The sequence below is a fragment of the Comamonas serinivorans genome (assembly GCF_002158865.1).
Taxonomy (GTDB): Bacteria; Pseudomonadota; Gammaproteobacteria; order Burkholderiales; family Burkholderiaceae_C; genus Comamonas_E; species Comamonas_E serinivorans.
The window spans coordinates 4,465,748-4,480,291 of the sequence record NZ_CP021455.1 but is presented as its reverse complement, the minus strand read 5'-3'; the positions used below and the strand labels follow the sequence as shown (position 1 = coordinate 4,480,291).

The 14,544-nt window shown below is 67.9% G+C and carries 11 protein-coding genes, 1 tRNA gene and 1 pseudogene; 7 read left to right on the top strand and 6 right to left on the bottom strand.

Annotation, left to right across the window (positions count from 1 at the left end; genetic code table 11):
• The first annotated feature begins 85 nt into the window (after positions 1-85).
• The 6 genes and pseudogenes from CCO03_RS19170 (at position 86) to CCO03_RS19145 (ending at position 5,827) form a co-directional block, all read left to right on the top strand.
• On the top strand, positions 86-733 hold the full coding sequence (locus CCO03_RS19170; protein WP_087283725.1) for a hypothetical protein: 648 nt from the start codon (positions 86-88) through the stop codon (positions 731-733).
• On the top strand, positions 730-2,058 hold the full coding sequence (gene rsmB / locus CCO03_RS19165; RefSeq protein WP_087283722.1) for a 16S rRNA (cytosine(967)-C(5))-methyltransferase RsmB: 1,329 nt from the start codon (positions 730-732) through the stop codon (positions 2,056-2,058). Before CCO03_RS19170 ends, rsmB begins: the two co-directional genes overlap by 4 nt.
• Entirely contained in the window at positions 2,030-2,659 is a 630-nt protein-coding gene (locus CCO03_RS19160; RefSeq protein ID WP_157667810.1) for a DUF4390 domain-containing protein, read from the top strand. The genes rsmB and CCO03_RS19160 overlap by 29 nt, the downstream gene beginning before the upstream one ends.
• Positions 2,656-4,943 (top strand): annotated as a pseudogene (locus CCO03_RS19155) (sensor histidine kinase). The gene CCO03_RS19160 and the pseudogene CCO03_RS19155 overlap by 4 nt, the downstream one beginning before the upstream one ends.
• 39 nt (positions 4,944-4,982) lie before the next feature.
• On the top strand, positions 4,983-5,699 hold the full coding sequence (locus tag CCO03_RS19150; protein WP_087283717.1) for a response regulator: 717 nt from the start codon (positions 4,983-4,985) through the stop codon (positions 5,697-5,699).
• 52 nt (positions 5,700-5,751) lie between these two features.
• Positions 5,752-5,827, top strand: a tRNA-Phe gene (locus tag CCO03_RS19145).
• Between the two features lie 253 nt (positions 5,828-6,080).
• Here CCO03_RS19145 and CCO03_RS20005 read toward each other — a convergent pair.
• Positions 6,081-6,290, bottom strand: a complete 210-nt coding sequence (locus CCO03_RS20005; RefSeq protein ID WP_157667809.1) for a hypothetical protein — start codon at positions 6,288-6,290, stop codon at positions 6,081-6,083.
• Between the two features lie 190 nt (positions 6,291-6,480).
• The gene (locus CCO03_RS19140) at positions 6,481-7,737 is read right to left on the bottom strand and encodes an acyl-CoA dehydrogenase family protein (protein WP_418236066.1); all 1,257 of its coding nucleotides are present in this window, start codon (positions 7,735-7,737) and stop codon (positions 6,481-6,483) included.
• A 323-nt stretch (positions 7,738-8,060) separates the two neighbouring features.
• Between CCO03_RS19140 and CCO03_RS19135 the strand changes: the two genes are divergently transcribed.
• Positions 8,061-9,338 carry a TetR/AcrR family transcriptional regulator gene (locus tag CCO03_RS19135; protein ID WP_205690338.1) on the top strand — a complete coding sequence of 426 codons (1,278 nt, stop codon included), beginning with the start codon at positions 8,061-8,063 and terminating at the stop codon, positions 9,336-9,338.
• A 156-nt stretch (positions 9,339-9,494) separates the two neighbouring features.
• Here the strand turns inward: CCO03_RS19135 and CCO03_RS19130 are convergent, their stop codons facing one another.
• From CCO03_RS19130 to CCO03_RS19115, 4 genes are read right to left on the bottom strand one after another with little or no spacing between them, the layout of a single operon-like run.
• On the bottom strand, positions 9,495-10,517 hold the full coding sequence (locus CCO03_RS19130; RefSeq protein ID WP_087283709.1) for an amidohydrolase family protein: 1,023 nt from the start codon (positions 10,515-10,517) through the stop codon (positions 9,495-9,497).
• A 1-nt stretch (position 10,518) separates the two neighbouring features.
• Complete coding sequence (locus tag CCO03_RS19125) at positions 10,519-11,943, bottom strand: MATE family efflux transporter (protein ID WP_087283706.1); 1,425 nt, start codon at positions 11,941-11,943, stop codon at positions 10,519-10,521.
• Positions 11,944-12,001: 58 nt separating this feature from the next.
• The gene (locus tag CCO03_RS19120) at positions 12,002-13,711 is read right to left on the bottom strand and encodes a class I adenylate-forming enzyme family protein (RefSeq protein WP_087283704.1); all 1,710 of its coding nucleotides are present in this window, start codon (positions 13,709-13,711) and stop codon (positions 12,002-12,004) included.
• 1 nt (position 13,712) lies between these two features.
• On the bottom strand, positions 13,713-14,540 hold the full coding sequence (locus CCO03_RS19115) for an enoyl-CoA hydratase (RefSeq protein WP_087283701.1): 828 nt from the start codon (positions 14,538-14,540) through the stop codon (positions 13,713-13,715).
• Positions 14,541-14,544: the final 4 nt, after the last annotated feature.

Genomic DNA, 14,544 nt, shown 5'->3' with positions numbered 1-14,544 from the left:
AACGGTTCATCGCCCATCAACCCCTTGCCGGTATCCGGTGAGGGGTTTTTGCGTTTTGCGCCCGGCGACAGACCATAATTTGCCCATGTCGATGCAGACCCTCGTTGCCTGGCTGGCGGTGCTGGCCCTGATCTGCTGGGCCTTGGGGGCTTACAACCGCCTGGTTCGGCTGCGTGCCGCCGTGGTCAGCGCGCTGGCCGCCGTGGAGCAGGCCATGCGGGATGAGGTGGGGTGGGCCCTGGCCCAGTCGCCCGAGTTGCCCGCTGCGACGCCCGGCGAGGCTGCGGCGGACGGGACGCCCGACCCGTTGCCGGTTCAACCGCCCTTGTTCGACGAGCTGCACGACCTGCAGGACCAGGCCTGGCGCAGCGGCCAGGCGGCGGCCCGGCAGCTGGACGCGGCCCTGGTGCATGCGCGCAGCCATCCGCTGGACGCCGATGCCATGGCCATGCTGTCCACCGCTTACCAGGTGTTCGAGCAAGCCCTCGATCGCCTCGATGTCAACCCCGCATCGGCGCTGGCCGATGACACTTCAAACGCCACCATGGGGATACCCGACGACGTGATGGGCAGGGCCCAGCTCGAGCTCAAGCTGGGCTCGGCGATTCAGGACTTCAACGCCGAGGTGACTCGGCACAACCTCGCCATCACGCGCCTGCCGGCCCTGGTGCTGGCGCGCTTCCTCGGCTTTCGTCCCGCAGGCCCGTTGGCCGGCCTGCGCCACACGCCATGAGCGCCGCGAGCCCTTCCGACCTCGGGCCGCCCCTGTGGCGCCTGCTGCAGGCCACGCAGCTGGTGGTGTGCGACGTGCGCAAAGGCCGTTCGCTGACCGCGGCGTTGGCGACCGTGCCGTCCGAGCTGCGCAGCGGCGTGCAGGCACTCAGCTTTCAGGCCATGCGCCAGCATGGCCGGGCGCAGGCGGTGCTGAACCGATTGGCCGCTCGCAAGCCGCCCGAGGCGCTGGCCGGCCTGTTGATCACGGCCCTGGCCTTGCTGCTGCAAGCCACGCCCGCCTATGCCGACCACGTGCTGGTCGACCAGGCGGTGACCGCTGCGCAGCGGCACGCCGGCATGCGCAAACAGGCGGGCTTCGTCAACGCCTGCCTGCGCCGCTTTTTGCGCGAGCGCGAGCAGCTGCTGGCCGAGCTGGACGAGGTGGCGCAATGGAATCACCCGGCGTGGTGGGTGGCGCGCGTGCGCCGCGACCATCCGCAGGATTGGCAGGCGGTGCTGCAAGCCAGCCAGCAAGCCGCGCCACTGGTGCTGCGCGTGAATCGCTTGCGCATCGACCGCCCAGCTTTTCTTGACGCCTTGGCTGCCGCCGGTGTGGCGGCGCAGCCCGTGGGTGAGGCGGGCGTGCGGCTCGCCCGGTCGCTGCCCGTGACCCAGCTGCCTGGGTACGCCGATGGGTGGTTTTCGGTGCAGGACCTCGCGGCCCAGCTGGCCGCCCCGCTGTTGATGCAAGGGCTGAACGCCCGGCAACCCCTGCGCCTGCTGGACGCCTGCGCCGCCCCGGGGGGCAAGACGGCGCACCTGCTTGAGGTGGCGCCGGACGCCGAGTTGCTGGCGCTGGAGATCGAGGCCACGCGGGTGCCGCGCATCCACGACAACCTGGCGCGGCTGCAGCTGAACGCCGAGGTGCGCTGCGCCGATGCCGCGGACGTGGCCGGCTGGTGGGACGGCCAGGCGTTCGATGGCATCCTGCTCGACGCCCCGTGCAGTGCCTCGGGCATCGTGCGGCGCCACCCGGATGTGCCCTGGTTGCGCCGTGCCGCCGACATCGAGGCCCTGGTGCAGACCCAGCGGAATTTGCTCGAGCGCCTGTGGCCCGTGCTCCGGCCTGGCGGCACCCTGGTGTATGCCACTTGCTCGGTGTTCAAGGCCGAGGGCGAGGATCAGATCCGGCTGTTCCTTCAGCGCCACAGCGATGCGCAGGCCTGCGCTGCCCCTGGGCATTTGCTGCCGGGGGTGTCAGCCAGCGCGTCCGACGCAGGCGAAAATTCGATCCGTGAACACGATGGCTTCTTTTATGCACGCCTGCACAAGCGGCTGGCGTGACGTGGTGCGCGCCGTTTTGGCGCCCTGGGGCCTGGCGCTGGCCTTGTTGCTGCTGGCCGTGGACGTCGGCGCGCAGCCCAGCAGCATCCAGGTGTCCGAATACCAGTTGACGAACGAGAGCGATGGCCTTTACCTCACGGCCCAGCTGGCGATCACGGTGTCGCATGCCATGCAGGAGGCCCTGAACAAGGGCGTGCCGCTGTATTTCGTGGCCTCGGTCCAGGTGGTGAAAGAGCGCTGGTACTGGCGCGATGCCGTGCTGGCACAAGCCAGTCGGCACATGCGCCTGGTCTACCAGCCGCTGACCCGCCGCTGGCGGGTGAATGCGTCGTCGTCGCCGCTGGCCACGTCGGGGCTGGGGGTGTCCCTGAGTCAGTACTTCGAGTCGCTGGATGCCGCCGTCGCCGCCATGGGCCGCTTTGCCCACTGGCAGATTGCCGATGCCGAGCACCTGGGCAAGCTGGATGGGCATGAGGTGCAGTTCAGCTTCGACATCGACGCCAAGCAGTTGCCCCGACCGTTCGTCATCGGCCAATCGGGCAATGCCGACTGGGCCTTGTCCACCTTCCGTGTGGACCCTGTGCCGCCGCGAACGCCATGAGCGACACCGCCGAGCCCCAACCGCCCAGTGTGCGCCGCAAGTTGCGCAAGGCCACGGCTGGTGGCATCGCCGTGATCTGCCTGGCGGTGGGCCTGGTCCTGCTGTTCCTGTTGACCCAGGCCACCGGCAGCGGCGATTTTTACGAGCGCAACTACGAACGGTTGTTCGTGCTCAATGTGGTGGTGGCCACCGTGCTGGCACTGGCCATCGTCTGGGGCGTGTGGCGGCTGCGGCTGCGGCAGCGGCGGGGCAAGTTCGGCAGCCGCTTGCTGATCCGGTTCGCCATGATCTTTGGCCTGGCCAGCGTGGTGCCGGGGCTGCTGATCTATTTGGTGTCCTACCAGTTCGTGGCGCGCTCGATTGAAAACTGGTTCGATGTGAAGGTGGAGGGCGCCCTGACGGCGGGCGTGAACCTGGGCTCGGCCACGCTGGATGCGCTGGCCGGGGAGTTCGCCAGCCAGGTGCGGGGCGTGGCGCGCGGGCTGAACGACACCCCGGACGCCGCCGCGGGGGTCGAGCTGGAGCGCATCCGCGATCAACTGGGCGCCACCGAGGTGGCCCTGTGGTCGGCCAACGGCCAGCTGCTGGCCAGCACCGGCGAGCAGCGCTACCAGATCAGCCGGACGCGCCCCAGCGCGAACCTGCTGCGCAGTGCGCGGGCCGCCAACGTGGTGACGCAGGTCGAAGGCGTGGACGAATGGGGCATGCAGCCGGACGGCGCACCGGCAACCGTCCGCGCCGTGGCGGTGGTGAGCGGCTCGGGCCTGGGCCTGGCCGTGGACAACCGCTTTCTGGAGGTGGTCCAGCCCTTGCCCAAGACCCTGGTGCAGAACGCGATTGCGGTGCAAGAGGCCAATCGGGAGTATCAAGAGCGTGCGTTGAGCCGTGAAGGTCTCAAGCGCATGTACATCGGTACCTTGACCTTGGCGCTGTTCCTGGCGGTGTTCGGTGCGCTGCTGTTTGCGGCCTTCTTTGGCAAGCAGCTGGCGACGCCCTTGCTCATGCTGGCCGACGGGGTGCGCCAGGTGGCCGCCGGCGACCTGCGCCCCAAGCCCATGCTCTATGGCATGGACGAAATGGGCGGGCTCACGCGCTCGTTTGCCGACATGACGCGCCAGCTGGCCGACGCCCGTGAGGCCGTGGCGCGCAGCATGGCCCAGCTGGACGAGGCCCGCGGCAGCCTGCAGACCATCCTGGACAACATCACCGCGGGCGTGATGGTGCTGGACGAGCAGGGCCACATCCAAAGCGCCAACCCGGGCGCCACGCGCATCCTGCGGGTGCCGGTCGCCGCCAGCATGCACAAGCCGCTGGCCGAGCTGGCCGGCCTGGCCGAGCTGGGGGCTGGTGTGCAGCAGCAGTTTGCCCTGTTGGACGCGGGACGCGAAGAGCACCTGCTCGACCATTGGCAGCACACCTTCACCTTGCGCGACAACGAGCAAGGCGTGCCCGCCGATGCCCAGACCCTGGTGGTGCGGGGGCGGTACTGCCCGATGCCACGCGGCTGCTGGTGTTCGACGACATCAGCGAAGTGGTATCGGCCCAGCGCATGCAGGCCTGGGGCGAGGTGGCCCGGCGTCTGGCGCATGAGATCAAGAACCCGCTGACCCCCATCCAGCTGTCGGCCGAACGCCTGGAGTACAAGCTGGCGCGCAAGCTGGAGGGTCAGGATCAGGCCGTGCTGGTCAAGGGGGTCAAGACCATCGTCGACCAGGTGGATGCGATGAAGCGCCTGGTGAACGAGTTCCGCGATTACGCCCGCCTGCCTGCGGCGCAGCTGCACCCCATCAACCTCAACGCGCTGCTGACCGACATCATGCACATGTATGACTTCGAAGGCCCGATGCCGCGCCACCAGGTGCACCTGGTGTGCGAACTCGATGAGCGCTGCCCCGACATCCTGGGCGATGCCATGCAGCTGCGCCAGGTGGTGCACAACCTCATCCAGAACGCGCTCGACGCGTGCGAGGCCCCGGGCAGCCACGAGGACATGCCCACCGTGACGGTGCGCACCCAGTGGCTGGAGAACGCCCGCCGCGTGCGCCTGAGCATCGTCGACACAGGGCCGGGGTTCAGTGACATGATCCTCAAACGGGCCTTCGAGCCCTATGTGACCACCAAGGACAAAGGCACCGGTTTGGGGCTGGCTGTCGTAAAAAAGATAGCAGAAGAGCACGGTGCGCAAATCGATCTGGGCAATCGTGTGAACAACGGCACCGTCGCTGGCGCACAAGTGTCGTTATCATTCAACATCCCGGGCCCCCAATCAGAAGCTGTCTCATGAGCCCGCAGGGACGGCATGTGGAGAGGAAGAACGCGAGACATGGCAAACATTCTTGTCGTCGACGATGAACTAGGTATTCGAGATCTGCTGTCCGAAATCCTCAACGATGAAGGACATCATGTGGACCTCGCCGAGAACGCGGCGGAAGCCCGTGCCTTGCGCAATGCCTCGCGGCCCGATCTGGTCCTGCTCGACATCTGGATGCCGGACACCGATGGGGTGACCCTGCTCAAGGAGTGGGCGTCAACCGGTCAGCTCGACATGCCCGTCATCATGATGAGCGGGCATGCCACGATCGACACAGCCGTCGAAGCCACCCGCATCGGGGCCCAATCCTTCCTCGAAAAGCCGATCACCCTGCAGAAGCTGCTCAAGGCCGTGGAGCAATCGCTCGCGCGGGCTGCGTTGGCGCGTCATGTGGCGGAGGTCAGCATGGCGCGCGAGGTGCCCGTGCCTGCGCGCCCCAGCGGTGCCGAGGTGACGGTGGAGGAGGCGATGACCGGCGGCCAGGTGTCGACCCTGCCGGCCAACCTGGGGCCCCAGGACCAACAGAGTTTCGAGCTCGACAAACCCCTGCGCGAAGCGCGCGATGAGTTCGAGAAGGCGTATTTCGAGTTCCACCTGTCGAAAGAGGGCGGCTCCATGACGCGTGTGGCCGAGAAGACCGGCTTGGAGCGCACCCACCTGTACCGCAAGCTCAAGCAGCTGGGTGTCGACCTCTCGCGCAACAAGCGCCAGGTGGTGGGCAACAATTGATGAAGATCGTTTGCGCGAGTCGCAAAAACCGTGCTACAATTTCATCTTTGACGGCCTGGTAGCTCAGTTGGTAGAGCAGCGGATTGAAAATCCGCGTGTCGGTGGTTCGATTCCGCCCCAGGCCACCAGAATTCGCCCATGTGGCACAAAGAACCGCTGCTATTCATGCAATAGCAGCGGTTTTTTCTTGGGCGCGTTGTGTGAGGTCGTCAAGAGACGCTGCCGTAACCAGTGGTTAGCCGCCCATATTTAGTCGGCGTGTGTCTGTGAAAATGGGCCCGGGGTGGGGATTTTCATGATGGAGTATGAGCCGATTGCCGTTCATTTTTAAACGGAAATGGCTGCATACTGCATATCGTCATGGCGCATTCAAGACGCTGTTCACCGACTTGACCCTTTGGCGGTCTTGGTCAGGTTGTCAGCGCGGGTCTCTTTTCGAGCCCATTCATTTCCATCTTCAACCGACGCGGCGAGCTGTTCAAGGGCGATGAGCGCCCGCTGGCCGCCGCGACGACGCAAGATGATCAGCCACCTGCGGACGATGCGCCGTGCCATCGCCAGAAAGCCTGGCTGAGTAAGCAATCGGGTCACTCAGCACATCCTTGGGCGGCCTGCAACTCGATGACCGTCGCTGCGAAGCCCCAGACGCCCGAGCGGGGCGATTCGAGGCGAGATGGTTGGGCCACAAAAAAGCACACCGGTCGCCAAGCAGGCGAACCGGTGTGCCCTGAAAGGCCTGGGCAGCAAGCCCAGGGCCTAGGTTGTCGAATCCAAGGCTGGATCAGTTGCGGAACACGGCTGCCATGCTGGCGTCGTCTTCCTTGCTGCCTTCGTGCATGCGGATCTCGTTGCGCCCCACCACGAGGTGGTGCACCTCATCCGGACCGTCGGCCAGGCGCAGCGTGCGCTGCTGCGCGTACATGTGGGCCAGCGGCGTGTGCTGCGACACGCCCAGCGCGCCGTGCATCTGGATCGCCTGGTCGATGATCTTGCAGACGCGCTCGGGCACCATGGCCTTGACCATGTGCACCCACTGGCGCGCCTCGCGGTTGCCCAGCACGTCCATGGCCTTGGCCGCCTTGAGCACCATGAGCCGCATGCTCTCGATCTCGATGCGCGCGCGAGAGATGATCTCCACGTTGCCGCCCAGCCAGGCCAGCTGCTTGCCGAAGGCTTCGCGCGAGATGCCGCGCTCGACCATCAGGTCCAGCGCCTTCTCGGCCGCGCCGATCGAGCGCATGCAGTGGTGGATGCGACCGGGGCCCAGGCGCAGCTGCGAGATCTCGAAGCCGCGGCCTTCGCCCAGCAGCATGTTTTCCTTGGGCACGCGCACGTTGTCGTACACCACGTGCATGTGGCCGTGCGGGGCATGGTCCTCGGCGAACACGTGCATGGCGCCGACGATCTTGACGCCCGGGGTGTCCTTGGGCACCAGGATCATGGATTGCTGCTTGTGCGCCGGCGCATCGGGGCTGGTGCGCACCATGGTGATCAGGATCTTGCAGCGTGGGCTGCCTGCGCCCGAGATGTAGTGCTTCTCGCCGTTGATGACCCACTCGTCACCATCCAGCACGGCGCTGGTGGCCACGTTCTTGGCGTCCGACGAGGCATGGTGCACTTCGGTCATGGAGTAGGCCGAGCGGATTTCACCGTTCAGCAGCGGCTTGAGCCAGCGCTCTTTTTGCTCCGGCGTGCCCACGCGCTCCAGCACTTCCATGTTGCCGGTGTCGGGCGCCGAGCAGTTCATGCATTCGCTGGCCAGCGGCTGCTTGCCCAGCTCCGAGGCGATGTAGGCGTAGTCCAGGTTCGACAGGCCCTCGCCCGTTTCCGCGTCGGGCAGGAAGAAGTTCCACAGGCCTTCTTTCTTGGCCTGGTCTTTGGCGGCCTCGAGCAGCTCCAGCTGACCGGGCGCGTATTGCCAGCGGTCTTCCCCGACGCGGTTCTTGCCCAGGGCTTCGTACTTCTCCGCCATCGGCGCCACCGTTTCGGCGACGAAGCGCTTCACGTGCTCATACAGCGGCAAGGCCTTGGCGGACATGCGCAGGTCGTTCAGTTCGTCGCTGGGGTTGAACCCGAATGTCGGGGTGGTCTTGCTCATGGTCTGGCGTCTCCGAGACGTGGTGGTTAAGGGGTGAATTCGGACATTCAGTATGGAATATCGGCGCAGGCCGAGGAGTCCGTTTCGCGACAGCATAGCAAAGATCACCAGCAACGTGATCCCGCTGCATGCCTGTAAGCTATCCCCATCGAGCGTGATGCGTCATCGATTTTTCATCTTTTGAGTATGGAGATGCCCTGCGACGGCACGCTCACCGGAACACCGACATGCCACCAGCCAACACGCCCGCCACGAGGGCCCCTGTGAGCACTGCGCCGGGTCAGACACCCCAGCACCGCGTGGCCGCGCCACCGACGGCCAACCGCACCACCGATCGCTTTCAGGTCAAGCGGGAGGCCATCCTCGCCGTGGCGGCGGAGGAGTTCAACCGGCATGGTCTGAAGGGCGTCACCCTGGCCAGCGTGGCCGAGCGCGTGGGCCTGCAAAAAGCCAGCGTCAGCTACTACCACCGGCGCAAGGAAGACCTGGCGGCCGACTGCATGCTGCAAGCCATCGCGGCGATGCAGGGGGTGGTGCAAGCCGCCCTCACGCAGCCCTCGCCCGCACAACGCATTCACGCCTTCCTCCGCGGTCAGGCGGCCTTGCTGGCCGACATGGCCACGGGGCGGCGGGGGGCGCTGGTGTCCTTCCAGGAGGTTCGCGCGCTGGCGCCACCGCATGGCGACCGCGTGGCAGAGGCCTACAACAGCCTGTTTCGCAGCCTGCGTCAGTGCCTCCCGAGTGATCCAGGCTGGCAGCACGCGCACCGCAATGCGCGAACCCACCTGCTGCAAACCCTGGCCAATGGCATGCACACCTGGATCGACCGCTACGAGCCGGACGACTATGGCCACGCGGCCGATGCGCTGGCTGATCTGCTGCTGGGTGGGCTGGCGGCCCAGCCGCAAGCCTGGCGCGCCCCGGCGATGCCCGAGCTGCCGGCCTTGCGCGCGGCCCCTGCGCAGGCCGATGGCTCCGAGGTGCGCGAAGCCTTCTTGCGTGCCGCCACCGCACTCGTGAATGAGCAAGGCTTTCGCGGCGCCTCGGTCAGCGCCATTTCGGCGCGCCTGCACTTGACCAAGGGCTCGTTCTACCACCACCATGCCAGCAAAGACGAGCTGATCGCGCAGTGCTTCGCGCGCAGTTTCGACGTCATCCGCCAGACCCAGCTGCAGGCCATGGCCCAGACCCCGTCGGGCTGGGAGCGGCTGGTGACCAGCACCTGCGCCCTGGTGCGGTTTCAGCTGTCCGAGGCCGGTCCGTTGCTGCGCTCATCGGCCCGCAGCGCGCTGGCCGAGGGCGCACGCCATGACCCCATCCAGCGGGGCAACCAGTTGACCGAGCGCTTTGGCCTGTTCATCGTCGACGGCATGCGCGAGGGGGCCATTCGCCCCGTCGATGCCAGCCTGGCCGCCCAGCAGGTGGCCGCCATGGTCAATGCCGCCGCCTCGCTGCGCAACTGGGTGGGCGATGTCGGCGTGGACGATGCCGTGCCGCTGTACGCACAGCCGCTGTTCACTGGCATCCTCACGCCGCCTTGACGCGACTGTGGGATCATCCTGAAATTAGCAGTATGTGGTCATTGCCGTTTTAATTAAAACGGCAATTCAGGCATACCCATCAATGGATGACCGTTCCCATGGCATGGCATGGCATGGCATGGCCTTGCGGATGCGCCAAGCCGGTCAGGCGCCCCCTCACAGCGCGTACACGCGCTGCGCCGTGCCAAAGAACATCGCGTGTTGTTCATCGGCCGAATACGCCGCCGCCATCTTCTTCATGGCGTTCCAGTAGCTCACGTAGGGCAGCGAGCGCCGGTCCACCGGGAAGTTGCTCTCGAACATGCAGCGCTCGGGCCCAAAGCACGCGATGGCGTGGTGGTAGTAGCGGCCCTGGGCCTCGACCAGCTCGTCCGAATGGGCCGGCAGCGCCCGGTTGTCCCAGCCAAAGCCGTTGTCGGGCATGGCCAGGCCGCCGAGCTTGGCGACCACGTTGGGGCAGCGCGCAATCGCCTCGATGTCGCGTTGCCACTGGCTGAAGATGGCGTCGCGCTGGCCGGCGTAAGGGCCCACGCCCAGCGGCGTGCCGAAGTGGTCGAGCACCAGGGTCGTGCCGGGCACGGCCCGCGCCAGGGCGGCAAAGTCGGCGTTCTGGTGGTGGTAGTGCCAAGTGTCGTAGGTGTAGCCCAGGCGGCCCAGCAGGGCCACGCCGGCGCGAAAGCCGGCGTCGGCGTACAGGCCTTCAGCGCCATGCCCCGGAATGACCAGGTGCTGGGGCTGCGGGTCGCGGGCGCCGGCATGGCGGATGCCGCGAAACAGGCCTTGGGCCGCGTCCACCTGCGCGGCCAGCACCTCGCGCAGTTGCGCCTCGGGCTGGCGCAGGTCGGTGTGGCCGACGAAGCCCGCGATCTCGGCGCCGCCACCGCCTTCGCGGCCCGCGCGCGCGATGCCGGCCACGAATTCCGCCTCGCCCACACTGCGCAGGTGCTCGGGCCCATCCGTGCGGTAGCCGGCCCGGCATTCGATGAACACGGTCTTCTGGATGTTGTGGCCGGCGCCCGTGTCGGCCCACAGCTGGCCCAGCAGGTAGGGTCCCCAGTCGCCGCGCGCGCGCCAGAGGTGGTGGTGCGGGTCGATGATGGGGCGGTCGGGATCCAGCGGCTCCTCGCGCACCTGGTTCAACCAGGCCTGGGTGCCAGCTTGGGGGCGGGGTGTGTCCATGTCAGTCTCCTGAAGAAAAGGTGGCCTCTGTGGGCCGGTGCGACGTCACGGTGCTCAGCATCAGCGGCCGCTGGCGCCAGGTGCCCCAGCGGAAGTAGGCCCAGGCCAGCAAGGCAGAGCTGATGCTGCCGAACGGAAAACTCCACCAAATGGCGGCGCTGCCCAGCCAGGGGGCCAGCCCCATCGCAAACGGCACGCGAAACACCCACATCGTGACGACGAAGATCAGCGTGGGCGCCAGCATGGCGCCGTTGGCGCGCACCACGGCAAAGAGGCCGACGGTGACGGACAGCGCAATCCAGCCCCACAGCGTGGTGAAGTGGATGTGGCGCGCCTGCGCCAGCACCGCCTCATCGGCGCGGATGAACAGGCGCAGCGGCAAGTCATCGAACACCGCACCCAGCGTGTAGATGAGCAAGGTGGCCGCGGTGGAGACGGCCAGGCTGGCCAGGCAGCCGCGCAGTGCGATCTGCTCCACGCGGGGCCAGCGGCCGGCGCCGATGTTCATGGCGGCCATGGCCGACATGGACGCGGCCAGGGCGTTGCCCGGCACCTGCACATAGGTCCACAGCTGGGCCGCCCCCGCATACGCCGCCGCCGTGGTCGCGCCATAGCGGTTGACCAGGCTCAGCAAGACGAAGTACGCTCCCTGCGTGACGATGGACTCCAGCGCCACCGGCACGCCACGCCGCAGCATGAGCAGCAGCAAGGCGCGCTCGGGCCGCAGGTGCCGGATGTCCGCGCCGCGCAGGGCAATCGGCAGGCGCCAGCGGTACACATAGGTGAGCAAGCCCGCCAGCGCGGTGCCTGCGCCCAGCAGGTTGGCCAAGCCCACGCCGGCAATGCCCAGCAGGCGCAGCAGCACCGGCACCAGCAGCAGCGACAACCCGATCCAGACCAGCGTGAAGCGAAAAGGCGTGCGCGAATCACCGCTGCCGCGCAGCATCATCACCAGCACCAGGTAGATGAAGAGCGCCGGCATGGACAGGCATGTGAAGCGCAGGTGCACCACCGCGAAGCTGCGGGCTTGCGCTGGCGTGCCCAGGGCATCGATGACGAGCGGCGCCAGCGCCCAGCCGCCGGCGGCCACCAGCAGCGAAAAGCCCGTCACAAAGGCCAGTGCACAGCCCGCCACGCGTTTGACCGAGTCTTCGTCGCCCGCGCCCAGCGACTGGCCGATGGCCACCCCGGCCGCGGTGCCCATGCCCATCACTGCGCCCATCAGCATGAACACCAGCACCGCCGCCGTGGCCACGGCCGGCAACGCGTGGGCGCCCAGCAATTGCCCCACCCACAGCGCGGCCCAGGTGCCCAGGGCGGCGTGCAACAAATTGGTGGTGAGCAGCGGCAGCGCAAACCGCAGCAGCACGGGCGTGATCGGTCCCGTGACGAAGCGGCTGGCCAGGGCGTGGGAAGCTGCGGTCATGGCGTACCTTCGCGCTGCGCGCTGCGGTGTTGAGCCCCTTGGGGCGGCCCGGCGGTGCTCACACGCTGGTGGCTTGGCCCTGGTGCTCGGCCAGCGCGGCCTGCTGGATCTGGCGCTTGAGGATCTTGCCGGACGGCGTGCGCGGCAGCGGCTCGGTGGCGACGCGGATGTAGCGCGGGATCTCGAAGCGCGCGAGGTGCTGGGTGAGGAAGGCGCGCAGCGCCTCGACGTCCAGGCCAGGGGCGCCGTGGACCGTGGCGCCGACCTCCTCGCCCATGCGCTCGTCGGGCACGGCATAGACCGCGGCTTCGTGCACGTCGGGGTGTAACAGCAGCGCGGCCTCCACCTGGCCGCAGCCGATGTTCTCGCCGCCGCGGATGATGAGGTCCTTGATGCGGTCGACGATGAAGAGGAAGCCTTCGTCGTCGATGTAGGCCACATCGCCGGTGCGGAACCAGTCGCCATCGACGAAGCTGCGCGCATTGGCCTCGGGCCGGTTCCAGTAGCCCGGGAACACCGAGGTGCCGCGCACCAGCAGTTCGCCGCGCTGGCCCGCCGGCAGCGTCTGCCCCGTCTCGTCGACGATGCGCAGCTCCAGCACCAGCGCGCAGCGACCCGAGCTGGCGGGCAGGGCCAGGTAGTCCTCGCCGCCGATGCCGGTGCCGATGGCGTTGGTCTCGGTCATGCCCCAGCCCGTGTTGGGCAGGGCATGGCCGAAGCTCGCGCCGATCTGGCGCACCTGCTCGGGCGCGCGCGGCGCGCCGCCGCCGCCCACGGTCACGAGCGTGTCCAGGCTCAGCCTGTTCTGCCGCGCCACGCGGACCAGGTCGCCCGTCATCGCGGCCGGCGCGTTGACCGAGGTCAGGCGCTCGCGCGCGATGAGCTCGGCCGCCTGTTCGGCGTCCCAGCGGTACATGGCGACCATGCGCCGCTGCATGCGGTAGCCGACCAGGTAGGACGCGTGCAGGCCCGACACATGGAACAGCGGCACGGCCAGCAGCGTGCCGGGCTGGGGCGGCGGCACGGCGGGAGGCTCCAGGCCGGCCACGCGCTCGGCCACGGCGCGGTCGAGCTCCCAGGACAGCAGGGCCGACAGGATGTTGCGGTGCGTGGAGACCACGCCCTTGGGATGGCCCGTGGAGCCGGAGGTGTACAGGATGGTGGCGTGGTCGTCGGGCGCGATGCTGGCGGGTGGCATGGACACCTCGCCCACCGCATCGGTCAGCGCTTGCAGCGCACGCACGCCGGCCGGCAGCTCGGGCGTGCGCACGGCCAGGCACTGCAGCTGCGGCAGCGCGGCGCGCACCTGGGGCTGGGTCAGCCGGGCCAGGCGTTCGGCGTCGGCCAGCACCACTGTGGCACCGCTGTCCTGCAGGCCGTAGAGCAGCTCGTCGGCCTGCCAGTGGCCGTTCATGGCCACGGCCACGGCGCCGATGCTCGTGATCGCGCAAAAGGCCAGCACCCATTCGGGGTAGTTGCGCATGGCAATCGCCACGCGGTCGCCCGGGCGCACGCCGCAGCCGTGCACGAGCACATGGCCGACGCGGCTGGCCGCGCGCCAGGCTTCGGCGAATGTCATGCGCTCGTCCTGGTAGACCAGGAAGGGCAGGTCGGTGGCGGTCTCCTCGTACAGCACGCGCAGCGAGGCCGGCGCTTTGCTGAACACGCGGACCTTGCGGCCCAGCGCAGTGAGTTCTTCCAGCGCGTAAGGCATGCCAGGCGCGGTCAGCGCGGCGATGGCCTCCTGGCGTGTGACGGGGGTGGCCATGTCAACGTCCGTGGAAGACCGGTTCGCGCTTGGCGACGAAGGCCTTGGTGGCCTCGCGGTGGTCTTCCGTCTGGCCGCAGTGCACATGGTGCGTGGCTTCCAGGTCCATGCAATCGTCGACCTCGCCGGCCAGCGCGCGGTTGAGGTTTTCTTTCATGTAGCGGTACGCCACCGCGGGGCCTGCGGCCAGGCGTTGGGCCAGTGCGCGCGTGCGCTCGGCCAATTCGTCGGGCGCGCAGACCCAGTTGGTCAGGCCCAGGCGCAAGGCCTCGTCTGCGCTGACGCGATCGGACAGGTAGTACAGCTCGCGCGCCTTGGCCGTGCCGACCAGCTGCGTGAGGAAGTAGGTGCCGCCGTAGTCCCCCGAGAAGCCCACCTTGGCGAATGCCGTGGTCATGACGGCCGTGCTGGCCATGATGCGCAGGTCGCAGGCCAGGGCCAGCGCCAGGCCGGCGCCGGCGGCCGCGCCGGGCAGCGCGGCCAGCGTGGGTTTGGGCATCTTGAACAGCTTGCCGGCCGTGGCGCGCTGGTTGACGCGCTGACGGTGAATGGCCTGGTCGATGGTTTGCGCACCCACGGTGCCATCGCCGCTGGCGGCCATGCCCTTGACGTCGCCGCCCGCGCAAAAGCCTTTGCCGGCGCCGGTCAACACGATGCAGCGCACATCGTGGTTGAACTCGGCCAGGGCCAGCTGCTCCTGCAGGGCCGTGGTCATGGCGCGGCTCATGGCGTTGCGCGCATCGGGGCGGTTCAGGGTCAGGGTCAGCACGCCGGCGTCCAGCGTGGCCAGCAGGTCCGGTGTCCCGGTGTTCAGGGTGGATTCGCTCATGGTG

Bases quoted from the DNA above. Each gene is read 5' to 3' on its own strand.
- CCO03_RS19170 (WP_087283725.1), top strand. From the start codon at position 86: ATGTCGATGCAGACCCTCGTTGCCTGGCTGGCGGTGCTGGCCCTGATC.
- CCO03_RS19125 (WP_087283706.1), bottom strand. From the start codon at position 11,943: ATGACCGCAGCTTCCCACGCCCTGGCCAGCCGCTTCGTCACGGGACCG.
- CCO03_RS19115 (WP_087283701.1), bottom strand. From the start codon at position 14,540: ATGAGCGAATCCACCCTGAACACCGGGACACCGGACCTGCTGGCCACG.
- CCO03_RS19130 (WP_087283709.1), bottom strand. From the start codon at position 10,517: ATGGACACACCCCGCCCCCAAGCTGGCACCCAGGCCTGGTTGAACCAG.
- CCO03_RS19120 (WP_087283704.1), bottom strand. From the start codon at position 13,711: ATGGCCACCCCCGTCACACGCCAGGAGGCCATCGCCGCGCTGACCGCG.
- rsmB (WP_087283722.1), top strand. From the start codon at position 730: ATGAGCGCCGCGAGCCCTTCCGACCTCGGGCCGCCCCTGTGGCGCCTG.
- CCO03_RS19150 (WP_087283717.1), top strand. From the start codon at position 4,983: ATGGCAAACATTCTTGTCGTCGACGATGAACTAGGTATTCGAGATCTG.
- CCO03_RS19160 (WP_157667810.1), top strand. From the start codon at position 2,030: ATGCACGCCTGCACAAGCGGCTGGCGTGACGTGGTGCGCGCCGTTTTG.
- CCO03_RS19140 (WP_418236066.1), bottom strand. From the start codon at position 7,737: ATGTCCGCCAAGGCCTTGCCGCTGTATGAGCACGTGAAGCGCTTCGTC.